At 55.3% G+C, this 18340-nt stretch carries 14 protein-coding genes; 9 read left to right on the top strand and 5 right to left on the bottom strand.

The features are described 5' to 3' along the window. Positions 1 to 44: 44 nt before the first annotated feature. Positions 45 to 1397 carry a two-component system sensor histidine kinase EnvZ gene (gene envZ / locus QEN31_RS01710; protein ID WP_001253818.1) on the bottom strand — a complete coding sequence of 451 codons (1353 nt, stop codon included), beginning with the start codon at positions 1395 to 1397 and terminating at the stop codon, positions 45 to 47. Next, the gene (ompR, locus tag QEN31_RS01705) at positions 1394 to 2113 is read right to left on the bottom strand and encodes an osmolarity response regulator transcription factor OmpR (protein ID WP_001157751.1); all 720 of its coding nucleotides are present in this window, start codon (positions 2111 to 2113) and stop codon (positions 1394 to 1396) included. The genes envZ and ompR overlap by 4 nt, the downstream gene beginning before the upstream one ends. A 225-nt stretch (positions 2114 to 2338) precedes the next feature. Here ompR and greB point away from each other — a divergent pair, with 225 nt between their 5' ends. From greB to QEN31_RS01675, 6 genes are all read left to right on the top strand, one after another. After that, complete coding sequence (gene greB, locus QEN31_RS01700; protein WP_064239724.1) at positions 2339 to 2812, top strand: transcription elongation factor GreB; 474 nt, start codon at positions 2339 to 2341, stop codon at positions 2810 to 2812. Between the two features lie 98 nt (positions 2813 to 2910). Next, on the top strand, positions 2911 to 5241 hold the full coding sequence (locus QEN31_RS01695; protein ID WP_099949598.1) for a Tex family protein: 2331 nt from the start codon (positions 2911 to 2913) through the stop codon (positions 5239 to 5241). A gap of 436 nt (positions 5242 to 5677) precedes the next feature. Beyond that, a complete protein-coding gene (gene feoA / locus QEN31_RS01690) occupies positions 5678 to 5905 on the top strand; it encodes a ferrous iron transporter A (protein ID WP_001160955.1) in 228 nt (75 codons plus the stop codon). Positions 5906 to 5923: 18 nt separating this feature from the next. After that, entirely contained in the window at positions 5924 to 8242 is a 2319-nt protein-coding gene (feoB, locus tag QEN31_RS01685) for a Fe(2+) transporter permease subunit FeoB (RefSeq protein ID WP_000736983.1), read from the top strand. Positions 8243 to 8254: 12 nt separating this feature from the next. Beyond that, positions 8255 to 8491 carry a [Fe-S]-dependent transcriptional repressor FeoC gene (gene feoC, locus QEN31_RS01680; RefSeq protein WP_000157590.1) on the top strand — a complete coding sequence of 79 codons (237 nt, stop codon included), beginning with the start codon at positions 8255 to 8257 and terminating at the stop codon, positions 8489 to 8491. 234 nt (positions 8492 to 8725) lie between these two features. Further along, entirely contained in the window at positions 8726 to 9640 is a 915-nt protein-coding gene (locus QEN31_RS01675) for an Rpn family recombination-promoting nuclease/putative transposase (RefSeq protein ID WP_000235955.1), read from the top strand. Between the two features lie 35 nt (positions 9641 to 9675). Here the strand turns inward: QEN31_RS01675 and bioH are convergent, their stop codons facing one another. Continuing rightward, the gene (bioH, locus tag QEN31_RS01670) at positions 9676 to 10446 is read right to left on the bottom strand and encodes a pimeloyl-ACP methyl ester esterase BioH (protein ID WP_000998145.1); all 771 of its coding nucleotides are present in this window, start codon (positions 10444 to 10446) and stop codon (positions 9676 to 9678) included. 37 nt (positions 10447 to 10483) lie between these two features. On the opposite strand from bioH, the gene gntX reads away from it, so the two are divergent. From gntX to gntT, 3 genes are all read left to right on the top strand, one after another. After that, positions 10484 to 11167: a DNA utilization protein GntX gene (gene gntX / locus QEN31_RS01665; RefSeq protein ID WP_000958742.1), complete on the top strand. Its 684-nt coding sequence runs from the start codon at positions 10484 to 10486 to the stop codon at positions 11165 to 11167. 58 nt (positions 11168 to 11225) lie between these two features. Continuing rightward, on the top strand, positions 11226 to 11801 hold the full coding sequence (gene nfuA / locus QEN31_RS01660) for a Fe-S biogenesis protein NfuA (protein WP_000619387.1): 576 nt from the start codon (positions 11226 to 11228) through the stop codon (positions 11799 to 11801). Positions 11802 to 12177: 376 nt separating this feature from the next. Next, positions 12178 to 13494: a gluconate transporter gene (gene gntT, locus QEN31_RS01655; protein ID WP_001131737.1), complete on the top strand. Its 1317-nt coding sequence runs from the start codon at positions 12178 to 12180 to the stop codon at positions 13492 to 13494. 118 nt (positions 13495 to 13612) lie between these two features. Here gntT and malQ read toward each other — a convergent pair whose 3' ends face one another. Together malQ and malP are read right to left on the bottom strand one after the other, a co-directional pair. Then, positions 13613 to 15691, bottom strand: a complete 2079-nt coding sequence (gene malQ, locus QEN31_RS01650) for a 4-alpha-glucanotransferase (RefSeq protein WP_023198065.1) — start codon at positions 15689 to 15691, stop codon at positions 13613 to 13615. A gap of 9 nt (positions 15692 to 15700) precedes the next feature. Further along, complete coding sequence (gene malP / locus QEN31_RS01645; protein WP_052934555.1) at positions 15701 to 18094, bottom strand: maltodextrin phosphorylase; 2394 nt, start codon at positions 18092 to 18094, stop codon at positions 15701 to 15703. Positions 18095 to 18340 lie beyond the last annotated feature (246 nt).

Here is an 18340-nt window from a genome sequence, read left to right as displayed (position 1 = left end):
GTCATCCGGCGTTGAGAAGAAAGGGAGGGTAATACCTCCCTTTCTTATGCCTCTTTTGTCGTCCCCTGGACGCGAGCCACAGGAACCGGTAGCCAGGCGCGAATCGACAATCCGCCACGCTCGCTGGTGCCAATCTCCAGCATCCCGTTATGGTTATCGATAATGCGCTGCACAATCGCCAGCCCCAGCCCTGTGCCGCTGGTGCTACGGGCGCTGTCGCCACGCACAAAAGGCTGGAACAGATGTTTACGCTGCTCCGGCTTAATGCCCGGCCCGTCATCTTCTACCTGAAACCAGGCGCGATGCGACTCGGTGCCGCTGCTGACCTTAATCCAGCCGTTGCCATAGCGGGCAGCATTGACCACCATATTCGCCACCGCGCGCTTAATCGAGAGCGGGTGCATTTTCACCTGGATGCTGCCTGCCTGAAGCGCAGTGTTAATCTCACGCTCATAGCCGCTTTCCGCCGCAATCACCTCGCCCAGCACGGAATTGAGATCCGCCATCTCCATTGGCATTTCCTGACCGGTACGCAGATAGTCAATAAACTGTTCGATAATGGCGTTACACTCTTCGATGTCTTTATTGATCGACTCCGCGAGATAACCGTCTTCCTCGCCCATCATCTCCGTCGCCAGACGAATACGGGTCAACGGCGTGCGCAAGTCGTGGCTGACGCCCGCCATCAATAGCGTACGGTCATCGGCCAATTGCTTCACGCCGGCTGCCATATGGTTAAACGCCCGGGTCACAGAGCGCACTTCAGAGGCGCCATATTCACGCAGCGGCGGCGGAATAATTCCCTTCCCTACCTGCAAGGCGGCATGTTCAAGATCCACTAACGGTCGATTCTGTATACGAATAAACAGCCACGCGCCGCCTATCGCCAGGAGCATGATCGCCAGCGTGTAACGGAAAAGCGGAGAAAAATCGCCCTGATGAATCTCGGTCAGCGGCACGCGCACCCAGATATTGGGCGACAGCCAGGTTTTGAGCCACACGACGGGCGAGCTTTTGTTGACCTCAACGCGCACTTCCGTCGGGCCGCCTAATTGCTGCGCCATCTGGTGGCTTAAGAATTCGTAGTGTTGCGCCCAACGCAACCCGGCCTCTTCGGCGGCTTCGTTGGTGTAGAGAGAGATCCCCAGCTCGCGATAGATTTCCCGGCGAAACGCAGGCGGCACGACTAACTGCGTGCCGTCCTCCAGTTGCAGCTTATCGGTCATCAGCATACGGACTTCGTAAGCCAGAACCTTATTAAACTGCTGGAGGCTCGGCAAAATCGCGAAGTTCAGCACCACCAGGTAGGTCGTCACCAGGCTGACGAACAGCAAGGTGACGATGAGCAACAGCGTGCGGGCAAATGAACTTCGCGGTGAGAAGCGCATTCGCCTCATGCTTTAGAACCGTCCGGTACAAAGACGTAGCCCAGGCCCCAGACGGTCTGAATATAACGCGGATGTGCCGGATCTTCTTCCACCATACGGCGCAGGCGGGAGATCTGGACGTCGATGGAGCGTTCCATCGCGGAATACTCGCGGCCACGGGCCAGATTCATCAGCTTATCGCGAGAGAGCGGCTCGCGCGGATGGCTGACTAACGCTTTCAGTACCGCAAACTCCCCGCTGGTCAGCGGCATCGGTTCATCTTCACGGAACATCTCGCGCGTACCGAGGTTCAGTTTAAACTTACCGAACGCGATAACGGCCTCTTCCTGCGACGGCGCGCCGGGCAGTTCGTTTGCCTGACGACGTAACACGGCGCGAATACGCGCCAACAGCTCGCGCGGGTTAAACGGTTTAGGAATGTAGTCATCGGCGCCGATTTCCAGCCCGACGATACGGTCAACCTCTTCACCCTTCGCCGTGACCATAATGATCGGCATTGGATTACTTTGACTACGCAGGCGACGACAAATCGACAGACCATCTTCACCTGGCAGCATTAAATCCAGTACCATGAGATGGAAAGATTCACGGGTCAGCAGACGATCCATCTGCTCAGCGTTAGCGACGCTTCGAACCTGGAAGCCCTGCTCGGTCAGATAACGTTCCAGTAGCGCCCGCAGACGCATATCGTCATCAACCACCAGAATCTTATAATTCTCTTGCATTGTCTGTACTCCCAAAGGTTCGCAACAAATGTAAGTGTGTATTCTTAAAAAAGCTCACGTGAGTCACCAGCAAATTCTGGTATGAATTTCAGGCTAAATTGTTACAAAGCATATTTAACAGCAGCTTAAATATACAATTAATCGGCAACCCCATTATTTATTCTGTCGGGACGATCACGTTATACCCCGTGTGCGCAATATCGACAGCAAAGGTAAATCAACGAGATGAAAACGCCCCTGATCACCCGCGAAGGGTACGAAACACTCAAACAAGAGCTCAATTATCTCTGGCGTGAAGAGCGCCCGGAGGTCACCAAAAAAGTGACCTGGGCTGCGAGTCTGGGCGACCGCAGCGAGAATGCCGACTATCAGTATAATAAAAAGCGCCTGCGTGAGATCGACAGACGCGTCAGATATCTGACCAAATGCATGGAAAATCTCAAAATCGTGGATTATTCCCCGCAGCAGGAGGGCAAAGTCTTCTTCGGCGCCTGGGTGGAAATTGAAAATGATGACGGCGATACGCTGAAGTTCCGCATTGTCGGCTACGATGAAATTTTCGGACGTAAGGATTACATCTCTATCGACTCGCCGATGGCGCGGGCGCTACTGAAAAAAGAAGTGGGCGATCTGGCGGTGGTCAGCACCCCTGTCGGCGAAGCAAACTGGTACGTCAATGCGATCGAATACGTCAAATAAGACAAGAAGAATCCTAAGCCCCCGCTGATGGCTGGCATTTTTGCCAGCCAATCCGTATAACTATCCCCTGATTTTTATCCTGAAGACGAAGCTAACCCATGATGAATGATTCTTTCTGCCGCATTATTGCGGGTGAAATCCAGGCAAATGCCGGGCAGGTTGAAGCTGCCGTTCGCCTGCTTGACGAAGGGAACACCGTGCCGTTTATCGCACGTTATCGTAAAGAAATCACCGGCGGTCTGGATGACACGCAGTTGCGTAACCTGGAAACGCGTCTGGGCTATCTGCGTGAGCTGGAAGACAGGCGTCAGGCCATCCTCAAGTCCATTTCCGAACAAGGCAAACTGACCGATGAGCTGGCTGGCGCCATCAACGCTACGTTAAGTAAGACCGAGCTCGAAGACCTCTACCTGCCCTATAAACCTAAACGCCGCACCCGTGGACAAATCGCCATTGAAGCCGGCCTTGAGCCGCTGGCCGATCTGCTCTGGAACGAGCCGTCCTACGATCCTGACGTGGAAGCGGCAAAGTACATTGATGGCGACAAAGGCGTGGCGGACACCAAAGCCGCGCTCGACGGCGCACGCTACATTCTGATGGAGCGCTTTGCCGAAGACGCCGCATTGCTGGCGAAAGTACGTGATTACCTGTGGAAGAACGCCCATCTGGTCGCCACCGTCGTGAGCGGCAAAGAGGAAGAAGGGGCAAAATTCCGCGACTATTTCGACCATCATGAGCCCATTGCTAACGTCCCGTCTCACCGTGCGCTGGCCATGTTCCGTGGTCGTAACGAAGGCATTCTGCAACTTTCGCTCAATGCCGACCCACAGTTTGATGAGCCGCCAAAAGAAAGCTACTGCGAGCAAATCATCATGGATCATCTCGGCCTGCGGCTGAATAACGCCCCGGCGGATAGCTGGCGCAAAGGCGTAGTGAGCTGGACGTGGCGTATCAAAGTCTTAATGCACCTCGAAACCGAACTGATGGGCACCGTGCGCGAACGTGCGGAAGATGAAGCGATTAACGTGTTTGCCCGTAACCTGCACGACCTGCTGATGGCAGCCCCCGCAGGCCTGCGCGCCACGATGGGCCTTGATCCTGGCCTGCGTACCGGCGTAAAAGTCGCTGTCGTTGACGGCACCGGCAAGCTGGTGGCGACGGATACCATTTATCCGCATACCGGTCAGGCGGCCAAAGCGGCTACCGTGATCGCCGCGCTGTGCGAAAAATACCATGTCGAACTGGTCGCGATTGGCAACGGTACGGCCTCGCGTGAAACCGAACGCTTCTATCTCGACGTACAGAAACAGTTCCCGAACGTGACGGCGCAGAAAGTGATCGTCAGCGAAGCGGGGGCGTCCGTGTATTCCGCTTCTGAGCTGGCGGCGCAGGAGTTTCCGGATCTCGACGTCTCCCTGCGCGGCGCAGTCTCTATCGCCCGTCGTCTGCAGGATCCGCTGGCGGAACTGGTGAAAATCGATCCGAAATCCATCGGCGTCGGCCAATATCAACACGATGTCAGCCAGACGCAGCTGGCGCGTAAGCTGGATGCGGTGGTCGAAGACTGCGTAAACGCCGTCGGCGTCGATTTGAATACCGCCTCCGTGCCGCTGCTGACCCGCGTCGCGGGCTTAACGCGCATGATGGCGCAAAACATCGTCGCCTGGCGCGATGAGAACGGTCAGTTCCAGAATCGCCAGCAACTGTTGAAGGTGAGCCGTCTGGGGCCGAAAGCGTTTGAGCAGTGCGCGGGCTTCCTGCGTATTAACCACGGCGATAACCCGCTGGATGCCTCCACCGTCCACCCGGAAGCCTATCCGGTTGTCGAACGCATTCTGGCGGCGACGCAGCAAGCGCTAAAAGATCTGATGGGCAACAGCAACGAATTGCGTCACCTCAAGGCCGCTGATTTTACCGACGATAAATTCGGCGTGCCGACCGTGAGCGATATCATCAAAGAGCTGGAAAAACCGGGCCGCGACCCGCGTCCTGAATTTAAAACCGCGCAATTCGCCGATGGCGTCGAAACCATGAACGACCTGCTGCCGGGGATGATTCTGGAAGGGGCGGTCACTAACGTCACTAACTTCGGCGCGTTTGTCGATATCGGCGTTCATCAGGATGGCCTGGTCCACATCTCTTCCCTGTCGACTAAGTTCGTCGACGATCCACACACCGTGGTAAAAGCTGGCGACATCGTGAAGGTGAAAGTGCTGGAAGTGGATCTGCAACGTAAGCGTATTGCGCTGACGATGCGTCTGGACGAACAGCCCGGCGAAACCGCCGCTCGCCGCGGCGGCGGCGCCGATCGCGCTCAGGGCAACCGCCCGGCATCAAAAGCGGCGAAACCGCGCGGTCGTGACGCCCAGCCAGCCGGTAACAGCGCCATGATGGACGCGCTGGCAGCCGCAATGGGAAAAAAACGCTAATCGGGTAATACGCAGGCCGGGTTACTTCTTATCCGGCCTGCGATTTTGCAATACGTCCAACCCTTTCTTTTTTAATTAACAATTAAATCTTACCCATTAGAATCTGTTAATTAATTTCCTTCTGCTATCCGCACTATTAATTATCACTTTATTAACAGATGAAACCTTAATTAAACATTAAAAACGGTGAATATTTGCACATTAGAGGTATTTGCAAAAAGACAAATAAATGTTGAGCCATATCAACATCGGCGCAAATTATCGCTTATTTGTACATTCCGTCACATTTTAATCGTTGAAGATAGAAACCATTCTCATTATCATTGTGTTGTTGATTATTTACTCTTTCCTTCGTTGGCTAAACATCGGGTCTCCTGCCGCCCCCCTGAGCGCCGCATGAGGTATACATCCAGTTAGTAAGAAACAAGTAGGTCGTATGCAATTCACTCCTGACACTGCGTGGAAAATCACCGGCTTTGCGCGTGAAATCAGCCCGGCGTATCGTCAAAAACTGCTTTCGCTCGGCATGTTGCCCGGCTCTTCATTTAATGTCGTCCGCGTCGCGCCCTTAGGCGATCCGATCCATATCGAAACACGACGCGTGAGTCTGGTTTTGCGTAAAAAGGATTTGGCGTTAATAGAAGTGGAAGCGGTTTCCTGTTAATACAGTGAGTCTATAAAAATGAAAAAATTAACCATTGGTTTAATTGGTAATCCTAATTCCGGCAAGACCACCTTATTTAACCAACTCACCGGCGCGCGTCAGCGCGTGGGGAACTGGGCGGGCGTCACCGTCGAGCGTAAAGAGGGCCAGTTCGCGACAACTGACCACCAGGTCACGCTGGTAGATTTACCCGGCACCTATTCTCTGACGACCATCTCGTCACAAACCTCTCTCGACGAACAGATCGCCTGCCACTACATCCTGAGCGGCGACGCCGACCTGTTGATAAACGTTGTGGACGCCTCCAATCTGGAGCGCAACCTCTATTTGACGCTGCAACTGCTGGAGCTGGGTATTCCCTGTATTGTCGCGCTCAACATGCTGGATATCGCCGAAAAACAGCAGGTTCGTATTGATGTCGACGCTCTGTCCACGCGTCTGGGTTGCCCTGTCGTACCGCTGGTATCGACTCGCGGCCGCGGTATCGAGGCGCTGAAACTGGCCATTGACCGTCACAACGCTAACGACAACGTCGAACTGGTGCATTATGCCCAGCCGCTGCTGCGCGAAGCAGGTTTCCTGGCCGACGCGATGGCCCAGGAGATGCCTTTACAACAGCGCCGCTGGCTGGGTCTGCAAATGCTGGAGGGCGATATCTACAGCCGGGCTTACGCAGGCGAGGCGGCGCAAAACCTGGACACCTCCCTGGCCCGTCTGAAGGACGAAATGGACGACCCGGCGCTGCATATCGCCGACGCCCGTTACCAGTGTATCGCCGCTATTTGCGACGTGGTCAGCAATACCCTGACAGCCGAACCCAGCCGCTTCACCAGGGCGGTCGATAAAATTATCCTGAACCGCTTCCTCGGCTTACCGATTTTTTTGTTCGTGATGTACCTGATGTTCCTGCTCGCCATTAACATCGGCGGCGCGTTGCAACCTCTGTTTGATGCCGGTTCCGTCGCCATCTTTATTCATGGCATTCAATGGATTGGCTACACGCTGCACTTCCCGGATTGGTTAACCATCTTCCTGGCGCAAGGTCTTGGCGGCGGGATCAATACCGTCCTGCCGCTGGTGCCGCAAATCGGGATGATGTACCTGTTCCTCTCCTTCCTTGAAGACTCCGGTTATATGGCGCGCGCGGCCTTCGTCATGGATCGCCTGATGCAGGCGCTGGGACTACCGGGTAAATCCTTCGTGCCGCTGATTGTCGGCTTCGGCTGTAACGTACCTTCCGTGATGGGCGCCCGCACGCTTGACGCTCCGCGCGAACGCCTGATGACCATCATGATGGCGCCGTTTATGTCCTGTGGCGCGCGCCTGGCGATTTTCGCCGTCTTTGCCGCCGCCTTCTTCGGGCAAAACGGCGCGCTGGCGGTCTTCTCGCTATACGTGCTGGGTATTGTCATGGCGGTATTAACCGGCCTGATGCTGAAACATACCATTATGCGCGGCGAAGCCTCTCCGTTTGTGATGGAGCTGCCGGTTTACCACGTACCGCATATCAAGAGCCTGATCATCCAGACCTGGCAACGCCTGAAAGGTTTTGTACTACGCGCCGGTAAAGTCATTATCATCGTGAGTATTTTCCTGAGCGCGTTTAACAGTTTCTCGCTGAGCGGCAAAATCGTCGATAACATTAATGACTCCGCCCTCGCCTCTGTAAGCCGGGTCATCACACCAGTCTTTAAACCGATCGGCGTCCATGAGGATAACTGGCAAGCGACCGTGGGTCTGTTTACAGGCGCCATGGCGAAAGAAGTTGTCGTCGGTACGCTGAACACGCTCTACACCGCCGAAAATATTCAGGACGAAGCGTTTAATCCTGCTGACTTTCACCTCGGCGATGAACTGCTGGGCGCGGTTGACGATACCTGGCAAAGCCTGAAAGACACCTTTAGCCTGAGCGTACTGGCTAACCCGATCGAAGCGAGTAAAGGCGACGGCGAAATGGCGACCGGCGCGATGGGCGTGATGGATCAAAAATTCGGCAGCGCCGCGGCGGCGTACAGTTACCTGATTTTCGTCCTGCTTTACGTACCGTGTATCTCGGTAATGGGCGCTATCGCCCGCGAGTCCAGCCGCGGCTGGATGGGCTTCTCCATCCTGTGGGGGCTGAATATCGCCTATTCGCTCGCCACGCTGTTCTACCAGGTTACCAGCTTCAGTCAGCACCCGACGTACAGCCTGATCTGTATTCTGGCAGTGATCGTCTTTAACGTTGTGGTGTTAAGCCTGTTACGCCGCGCCCGCAGCCGTGTAGACATTGAACTGCTGGCAACCCGCAAAAACGTAAGTTCCTGTTGTTCGGGCACTGCGGGCAATTGTCACTAAGGGATGTAAAAAATGGCTTCATTGATACAGGTTCGCGATCTACTGGCGCTACGGGGGCGTATGGAGGCAACGCAGATCAGCCATACGCTGCACGCTCCGCAGCCCATGATCGACGCCATGCTGAATCAACTGGAGATCATGGGTAAAGCGGTACGTATCCCGGAAGAACCGGACGGCTGCCTTTCAGGCAGCTGTAAAAGTTGTCCGGAAGGTAAAGCCTGCCTGCGCGAATGGTGGACCTTGCGTTAGCCTTCGTCGGGTAGCGACGTAACGCGTCCTATCCGGCCTTTATTCCGCGTTATGTTGCCTGGTACGCGTCACGCTGCCGGGCAATTTTGCGTCATGTCTTCCACAAAGATGAAAGCGTTACCGCCGTGCGCATTTGTCTCCCCATGCGCCTCGCAAGCGCACTAATCCTCTACTGCAATCAGCCCGGTCTGCGCGTAGTGTCACGCCATTGAACTTCACCGATGATGGATCGATATGGCGACCTCAACAACATCCACGCCGCATGACGCGGTATTCAAACAGTTTTTATGCCACCCCGATACTGCACGGGATTTTTTGGAAATTCATCTCCCGACGACATTACGTCAAATCTGTAATCTGAATACGTTACGGCTGGAGTCCGGTAGCTTTATTGAAGAGGATTTACGCCCCCATTATTCCGATATTCTTTGGTCGCTGGAAACAAGTGAAGGTGAAGGTTACATTTACGTGGTTATTGAACATCAGAGTACGCCGGACGCGCATATGGCATTTCGGCTGATGCGTTACGCAATGGCTGCAATGCAACGGCACCTGGAGGCCGGGCATAAGACGTTGCCGTTAGTGGTGCCAATGCTGTTTTATCACGGAAACCGCAGCCCGTATCCGTTCTCATTATGCTGGCTGGATGAATTTGCCGACCCGGTGATGGCGCGTAAGCTATACGCCACCGCCTTTCCTCTGGTCGATATTACGGTCGTGCCGGACGACGAGATTATGCGACACCGACGGGTCGCGCTGCTGGAACTCATACAAAAACACATCCGCCAGCGCGATCTGATGGGGCTTGTCGAACAGCTGGTCGCCCTGCTGGTTAAGGGATACGCTAATGACACCCAGCTTCAAAGTTTGTTTAATTACATGATGCACACTGGCGACGCCGCGCGCTTCAATACGTTTATCCGCCAGGTGGCTATGCGTATCCCACAGCATAAGGAGAAGATCATGACTATCGCAGACAGATTACGTCAGGAAGGACATCGTAACGGGTTACAGCAAGGCAAGCAGGAAGGCCAACGGCTCGCCGCATTGCGCATTGCCCGCTCCATGCTAAACGATGGTTTCGATCGCGATACCGTGCTTAGGGTTACCGGGCTGGCGCCTGCCGATCTGGCGTCTGAAAGTCATTAATCTTGCAGAATGGTCCGGGCCCGGCAACGCCCTGGTTACAGCGATGATTTTAGCGTCATCAGCGCCTGACAAAACGCCGCCGGATGCGAGATAAACGGCGCATGGGCCGCCTTCGCCATTATCTGTGATGTACTGTGCGGCCATAACGTATCGAGCAAAGGCGCGATTTTACGCGGCACCAGACCGTCCAGATAACCATACAAACGCAAAAACGGCATGTTCACATTTTTAAGCGCTTCTCGTAGATCGACCGTTTTTAAGATTTCCAGTCCGCCATTGAGCACCTCTACATCCGGCATAGGCTGCGCCAGCACTACGCTTTTTAAGGTGCGGGCATCCTGACGCGCCGTCTCCGTCCCTAACGTTTGCAGCGCCAGAAAACGCTCCACCGTGCGCTGAAAATCGTCGCTAAGCTGCTGCTGGAATCCGCCGAGGATTTCTGGTTTTATTCCCGGCCACCCCTCACGCGCGCTAAAGCATGGCGAAGAGGCGACAGTCACCAGCGCCTGGACGCGTTCAGGGTGGGTGAGCGCCATCTGACTCGCCACCAGGCCGCCCAGGCTCCAGCCAAGCCAGATAGCCTGGTCCGGCGCGTTTTTCGCTACCTGCGCCGTCATCTCTTCAAGCGTCATGGCGCCAAACCCCGAGCTGCGACCATAGCCCGGCAAGTCGACCAGATGCAGCGTAAAATGCGAGCCGAGTTCCTCGCGAATGCAATGCCATACCTCCGCGTTCAATCCCCATCCGTGCAGCAGCACAAGATGACAATTTCCCTCGCCGTAGGTCTGCCACCAGATGTCATTCATCAGTTACTGTTCTCTTTTGTCTAACAAGGATGCACCTATGCTAACAGTACCGGGATTATGCTGGCTATGCCGAATGCCGCTGGCGTTAAGCCACTGGGGGATTTGTTCCGTATGCGCGCGCGCCGTCCGCCAGCGCGTCAGCGTGTGTCCGCAATGTGGATTACCCGCCAGGCATCCTTCGCTCCCCTGCGGTCGCTGCCTGCAAAAACCGCCGCCCTGGCAGCGTCTGGTGAGCGTCAGTAACTATACGCCGCCCTTGAGTTTACTGGTGCATCAGCTTAAATTTACCCGCCGTAACGAAATTGCCGCCGCTCTGGCGCGTCTACTGTTGCAGGAAGTCCTCATGGCGCGCCGCAGCACTGGCTTGCAGCTTCCCGACAGAATCGTCAGCGTTCCGCTCTGGTCGCGCCGACACTGGCGGCGGGGATTTAACCAAAGCGATCTGTTATGCCAACCGTTAGCGCACTGGCTGGGCTGCGCGTGGGACAGCCAGACCATCACGCGGGTACGGGCGACCGCAACACAACATCATCTCAGCGCCAGGTTACGGAAACGCAATTTGAAAAACGCGTTTCGCCTTGAATTGCCGGTACAGGGTCTCCATATGGTTATTGTGGATGATGTCGTCACTACCGGAAGTACCGTCGCGGAAATCGCGCAACTGCTTTTGCGCAACGGCGCAGCGACTGTCCAGGTATGGTGCCTGTGTCGAACCTTGTAGAGCCTCGATGATGGGCGTATTATAACCAACTAAAATAGTCAACTATTAGGCCATTACTATGATCCGTATTTCCGATGCTGCACAAGCGCACTTTGCCAAACTGCTGGCAAATCAGGAAGAAGGGACGCAAATCCGCGTATTTGTCATTAATCCCGGCACTCCTAACGCAGAGTGCGGCGTTTCTTATTGTCCGCCCGACGCCGTAGAAGCCACCGATACTGCACTGAAATTTGACCTGTTGACCGCTTATGTCGACGAGCTGAGCGCGCCCTATCTGGAAGACGCGGAAATTGATTTCGTGACCGACCAGCTAGGTTCTCAACTTACATTGAAAGCGCCAAACGCGAAGATGCGCAAAGTGGCCGATGACGCGCCGCTGATGGAGCGCGTGGAATATGCTCTGCAATCGCAGATTAACCCGCAGTTGGCGGGCCACGGCGGTCGCGTCTCGCTGATGGAAATTACCGATGAAGGCTATGCAATTCTGCAGTTTGGCGGCGGTTGTAACGGTTGCTCGATGGTTGACGTCACGCTGAAAGAAGGGATCGAGAAACAGTTGCTGAATGAATTCCCGGAACTGAAAGGGGTTCGCGATCTGACCGAACACCAGCGCGGCGAGCACTCCTACTACTAAGATTTTCCCCGCATCCATGCCCGATGGCGCTTGCGCCTGTCGGGCCTTGTCTGCCCCACCGTAGGCCGAATAAGGCGTATACGCCGCCATCCGGCGCTATCAGCCACATCTCAGAACGATGGTCCTTCTTCTTTCGCCGATAACATGACCTGTGTCTCATAATTTAAATTTTGCCTGCCAGGGTCATTTTCAACACCCACATGTTACCCGTATCATTCTTATGGGCACCTAACATCCATATAACATCTGACTACGCTCATTCGTTTCAACGGTAATCAGTATTGGTGCTATTGCGACTCTGTTCCCGTCGGGAACAACAGGAATTTGTCGTCGAAACAATGACGTTACCCATAACAAAGTAAAGGCCAGGTAAATCATGCCATTAGTCATCGTTGCTATCGGTGTTATCTTGTTACTTCTTCTGATGATCCGCTTCAAAATGAACGGATTTATCGCCCTTGTCCTGGTAGCGCTCGCTGTCGGGTTGATGCAGGGAATGCCGCTGGATAAAGTCATCGGCTCCATCAAAGCCGGTGTCGGCGGTACGCTTGGCAGTCTGGCCCTGATTATGGGGTTCGGCGCCATGCTGGGCAAAATGCTTGCCGACTGCGGCGGCGCTCAACGTATCGCCACTACCCTGATCGCGAAATTTGGTAAAAAGCATATTCAGTGGGCCGTAGTGTTAACCGGCTTTACCGTCGGCTTCGCTCTGTTCTATGAAGTGGGCTTCGTTCTGATGCTGCCGCTGGTATTCACCATTGCCGCAGCAGCGAATATCCCGTTACTGTACGTCGGCGTGCCGATGGCCGCGGCGCTTTCCGTCACACACGGCTTCCTGCCGCCGCACCCGGGCCCAACCGCAATCGCCACGATTTTCCATGCCGATATGGGTAAGACGCTGCTGTTTGGTACGATTCTGGCAATCCCGACCGTGATCCTTGCCGGACCGGTTTACGCCCGTTTCCTGAAAGGTATCGATAAGCCGATCCCGGAAGGCCTGTACAGCGCGAAAACTTTTACGGAAGAAGAGATGCCGGGCTTTGGCGTCAGCGTCTGGACGTCGCTGGTTCCGGTTATTCTGATGGCGATGCGTGCGATTGCCGAGATGATTCTGCCAAAAGGCCACGCTTTCCTGCCCGTTGCCGAGTTCCTGGGCGACCCGGTAATGGCTACGTTAATTGCCGTACTGATTGCGATGTTCACCTTTGGCCTGAACCGCGGGCGTTCAATGGATCAGATTAACGATACGCTGGTCTCTTCCATCAAAATTATCGCCATGATGCTGCTGATCATCGGCGGCGGCGGCGCGTTCAAGCAGGTGCTGGTCGATAGCGGCGTGGATAAATACATCGCTTCAATGATGCATGAAACCAATGTCTCTCCGCTGTTAATGGCGTGGTCTATCGCGGCAGTGCTGCGTATCGCGCTGGGCTCCGCGACTGTCGCGGCGATTACCGCAGGCGGCATTGCGGCGCCGCTGATCGCCACTACCGGCGTTAGCCCTGAACTGATGGTTATCGCAGTCGGTTCCGGGAGCGTGATTTTCTCTCACGTCAACGACCCGGGCTTCTGGCTGTTCAAAGAGTATTTCAATTTGACTATCGGCGAGACCATTAAATCCTGGTCGATGCTGGAAACGATCATCTCCGTCTGCGGCCTGATCGGCTGTCTGCTGTTGGGTATGGTGGTTTAAGCGAGACAGCTTGTAGGCCGGATAAGGCAGCAATGTGCGCCAGGATTGCCTGATGGCGCTGCGCTTATCAGACCTACGTGCTCTCACCATAATAAAGCCGGGGAAATCCCCGGCTTTATTACTTCTTCTTCGCGGCCGCTTTTCGGCGCTTATCCAAATCCTTAATCAGCTTGTTTACGCCCTCATCGGCAAACATCTGCTCCAGCGTGGCGGTGAGCTTCCGCCGCCAGTTTTTATACTGATCGCTGGTGCCCGGTACGTTAACCGGATCGGCCATATCCAGCCAGTCCTCCGGCTGAAGCCCCAACAGACCGCTGTTACTGTCGGCGATATAGCGCTGAAGTCCGCGATTTAGCGTTGGCGTCATCGACATTAACGATGCCTTATGCCCGGCGCGTTTTGGCAGACAGCCATATTTATGCAGCGCGTCCAATAGCCCCTGTTTCGCCCGCTCGCGATCCTCATACAGCCCGCGCAGAATCACTTCATCCGGATAAAGCCCCAAAGCTTTACCCAACGTCAGGTCACCGCATTCCCAATAGCCGCGCAGCGTGGGGAGATCGTGCGTCGAGGCGACAGCCATCGATTGTTGCGGATACGCGCCTGGCGCGCGGAAGTTTTTCTCAAGGTCATTTTCAAACCACAGCACTTTATAAGAATAGACCCCGCTATCGCGCAGCTTGCCGACAATCTCAACTGGCACCGTCCCCAGATCTTCGCCTATCACCATACAACGGTGACGTTGGCTCTCCAGCGCCAGAATAGAAAGCAAATCATCTACCGGATAATGGACGTAAGCCCCCTGATCCGCTGTTTCGCCATACGGTATCCACCACAGACGCAGCAACGACATGACATGGTCAATGCGCAACGCGCCGCAGTTTTGCATATTGGCGCGCAGCAGGTCGATAAAGGGCTCATACGCCCGGGCGACAATGATATGCGGGTCCATTGGCGGCAGCCCCCAGTTCTGACCGAGCGGGCCGAGGATATCCGGCGGCGCGCCGACAGATGCTTTCAGGCAGTACAGCTCCCGGTCGCACCAGGTTTCCGCGCCGCCTTCCGCTACGCCAACCGCCAGATCGCGGTACAGACCAATCGGTAGTTTAAAACTCTGGCAGGTATCCCAGCAGGCGGCGAATTGGCGCCAGGCCAGCCACTGAAGCCAGAGGTAAAACTCCACCTCTTCGCGGTGCGCTTCACAGAATTGTTTTACCGCGGGAGACTCTACCGACTGGTACGCCTCCGGCCAGGCTGGCCAGCCCCAGCGCTGCTCATCCTCTTTCACCTGATACGCATGCAGCGCGTCGAATGCCGCCTGCCAGTAAAGGCTCTCGCCTTCGCGGGCGATAAAGTGACGAAACTCCGCCATTTGCGCATCGTCGCGAGCGGCAAAGCGCGTCCACGCCATCCGCAGCGCCGTGATTTTCAGCGCGGTAACGGTAGCGTAATCCACCCATTGCGCATCGCGCGCCTGTCGCAGCTTTTGCTGTGTGGCGGGCATTTGCCACCATGCCTGCGCCTCTTCGCTCAGGCGGAAATCTTCGACGGCGTTGACGTCGATATATATCACGTTCAGCCAGCGACGAGACGAGGGGCTGTAGGGACTGGCGCTCTCCGGATTCGCCGGATAAAGCGCGTGGATCGGATTCAGGCCGATAAACGCGCCGCCGCGTGTCGCCACGTCGACCAGCATCGACTTCAAATCGCCGAAATCGCCAATACCCCAGTTTTTTTCTGAACGCAGAGTATAAAGCTGGACGCAGGCCCCCCACAGTTTTTTCCCTTCCAGCAGCGCCTGCGGCTCATAGCATCGCGGCGGGGCGACGATAATCCGGCAGTGCGTACGCTGTTCATCCTGGGTCAACGTCAGGGTGTGGTAGCCCTCCGGCAACGTAGCCGGCAGGTTAAGTTTTTTACCGCCCGTCACGCGCCCTTTGTAATGCTCGCCCTCTTCCGTAGTCAGCAGCCAGGCAAACTCGCCGCGCCCCTCTACCGGCAACGCCATTTTTTTACCCGCGGTATAAACCTTCACATTCGGCACGACCGCCTGTGGTCCTGTTGTCGTGCCGTGCATCGCCGCCAGCAAACGTCTCTTGGTTTCAGCGCCAATAGACTGCGGTTTGCCATGAGCATTGATGTAACTGGGGCTGATCCCCGCCGCCAGCGCGGCACTATCGAGACGTTTATTTTCCATCGCGCTCCCTTAGCGTTTTGCCTGCCAGATACGGGCCTGATAATCGCGAATAGAGCGATCGGAACTGAACATACCGCAGCGCGCGGTATTGAGGATCGCGGCGCGCGTCCACGCTTCCTGGTCGCGATACAGCGCATCCACCTGCTTTTGCGCCTCGACATAAGCGGCGAAGTCCGCCATGACCAGGTACGGATCGCCCCCCTGTTTGCCGAGGCTATGCAGCATCTGGTCAAAGGCATGTTTATCGCCATCGCTGTATTGACCGCTTTCCAGCTCTTTTAACACCGCATCCAGCACTTTGTCTTTTTTACGCCATTTCACCGGATCGTAGCCTTTGGCTTTGAGCGCCTTGACCTCTTCCACAGTATGGCCAAAGATAAAGATATTCTCTTCACCCACCTTTTCAGCGATTTCAACGTTAGCGCCGTCCAGTGTTCCCACGGTCAACGCCCCGTTCAGCGCCAGTTTCATGTTGCCGGTGCCGGACGCCTCTTTCCCGGCGGTAGAAATTTGCTCGGAAATATCCGCCGCCGGAATGAGCATTTCCGCCGCCGAGACGCAGTAATCCGGCAGGAAAACCACCTTCAGCTTATCACCCACCGCCGGGTCGTTATTAATGGCTTCCGCAACCTTATTGATAGCAAAAATGATGTTCTTCGCCAGGTAATAGCCCGGCGCCGCCTTCGCGCCAAACAGGAATACGCGCGGTACGCGGTCAGCCTGCGGGTTTTCGCGGATCTCTTTGTACAGCGCCAGAATGTGCAACAGGTTCAGGTGCTGACGTTTGTACTCGTGCAGACGTTTGATTTGAATATCAAAAATCGCGTTGCTTGAAATCTCAATCCCGGTACGGGCCTTGATGAATTTCACCAGCCGCTCTTTGTTCGCCCGCTTGATGTCGCGATACTGCTGACGGAACTTCGCATCGTCAGCGTATTTTTCGAGGTTGATCAACTGGTCGAGATCGTTAGCCCACTCTTTTTTCAGCGTTTTATCCAGCAACGCCGCAAGCTGCGGATTGCACTGTTTGATCCAGCGACGCGGTGTAATGCCGTTGGTGACATTGTGGAATTTGTTCGGCCAAAGCTGGTGATATTCCGGGAACAGATCTTTCACCACCAGATCGGAGTGCAGCGCCGCCACGCCGTTGACCGCAAAGCCGCTGACCACGCACATATTGGCCATGCGTACCTGACGGTCATGCACCACCGCCAGTTTTGCCCATACCTGCTTATCGCCAGGCCAGGTGTTATCGACCAGCGTCTTAAAGCTGTCGTTAATCTGCTTGATAATCTGCATATGACGCGGCAACAGCGCTTTGATTAACCTCTCATCCCAGCACTCCAGCGCTTCTGGCATCAGGGTGTGGTTGGTGTAGGCGAAGGTTTTGCTGGTGATAGCCCAGGCGTCATCCCAGCTCAGCTGGTGCTCGTCAATCAGCACGCGCAGCAGTTCCGGAATGGCGATGGTCGGGTGAGTATCGTTCAACTGAATGACCTCGTAATCCGCCAGCTCATGCAGTTTGCGTCCGGCCAGATGATGGCGACGCAGAATATCCGCTACCGAGCAGGCGCACTGGAAGTATTGCTGCATCAGACGCAGTTTTTTACCCGCCGTGTGGTTATCGTTGGGATAAAGCACCTTCGTCAGTTTTTCCGCATCGATACCCTGCTGTTCCGCCCGCAGGAAAGCGCCGTCGTTGAATTTGGTCAGATCAAACGGATGCGCGTGGGTCGCCTGCCACAAACGCAGCGGTTGCGCGACGCCGTTACGATAGCCTAACACAGGCAGATCCCAGGCCTGGCCTGTAATCACAAAACCTGGCTCCCAGCGCCCTTCTTTGGTGACTTTACCGCCGATCCCAACCTGGACGTCCAGCGCCTCGTTGTGGCGGAACCACGGATAGCTGCCGCGATGCCAGTCATCCGGCGCTTCCACCTGCTTGCCCTCAACAAATGACTGACGGAACAGCCCATACTGGTAGTTCAGACCATAGCCCGTAGCGGACTGCCCGACAGTGGCCATCGAATCGAGGAAGCAGGCGGCCAGACGTCCCAGACCACCGTTGCCGAGCGCCGGATCGACTTCCTCTTCCAGCAGATCGGTCAGATTAATATCGTGCGCTTTCAGCACATCGCTAACGTCCTGGTACCACCCCAGATTTAACAGGTTATTTCCCGTCAGGCGGCCAATCAAAAATTCCATCGAAATGTAGTTCACATGACGCTGGCCTTTCGTCGGCTGCACTACCGGTTGCGCGCTCAGTAATTCCGCCAGTGCGCCGCTAACGGCCTGCCACCACTGACGAGGCGTCATGTCGGACGCCGACAGTAAACCGAAACGCTGCCACTGACGCGTCAGGGCGGCCTGGAATTGATCTTTATTGAAGGTTGGCTGTGACATAGGAAATCCGTCCTCGGGTAATAAAACAACGTTATCGCTAGTTTGCCAGGCTCGATGTTGACCTTCCTCCTCCCGGCAATGATTAGGGAGGGAGGAGGAGCGGGGATGAGCATAAAAGTGTGATCGCCGCCACTTACCCCTGTATAAACGCGCCGATTCCTGTCAACGACACCCAGTGTTACGCATAATCAAATGAATAAACAGAAATAACAGTAAATCGCGAAGGGGTATTTTCGAAGATTATAT

It is taken from the genome of Salmonella sp. SA15303 (assembly GCF_029962125.1).
GTDB lineage: Bacteria > Pseudomonadota > Gammaproteobacteria > Enterobacterales > Enterobacteriaceae > Salmonella > Salmonella enterica.
The sequence above is the reverse complement of the archived record's forward strand: the minus strand, read 5'-3'. Positions and strand labels throughout refer to the sequence as shown.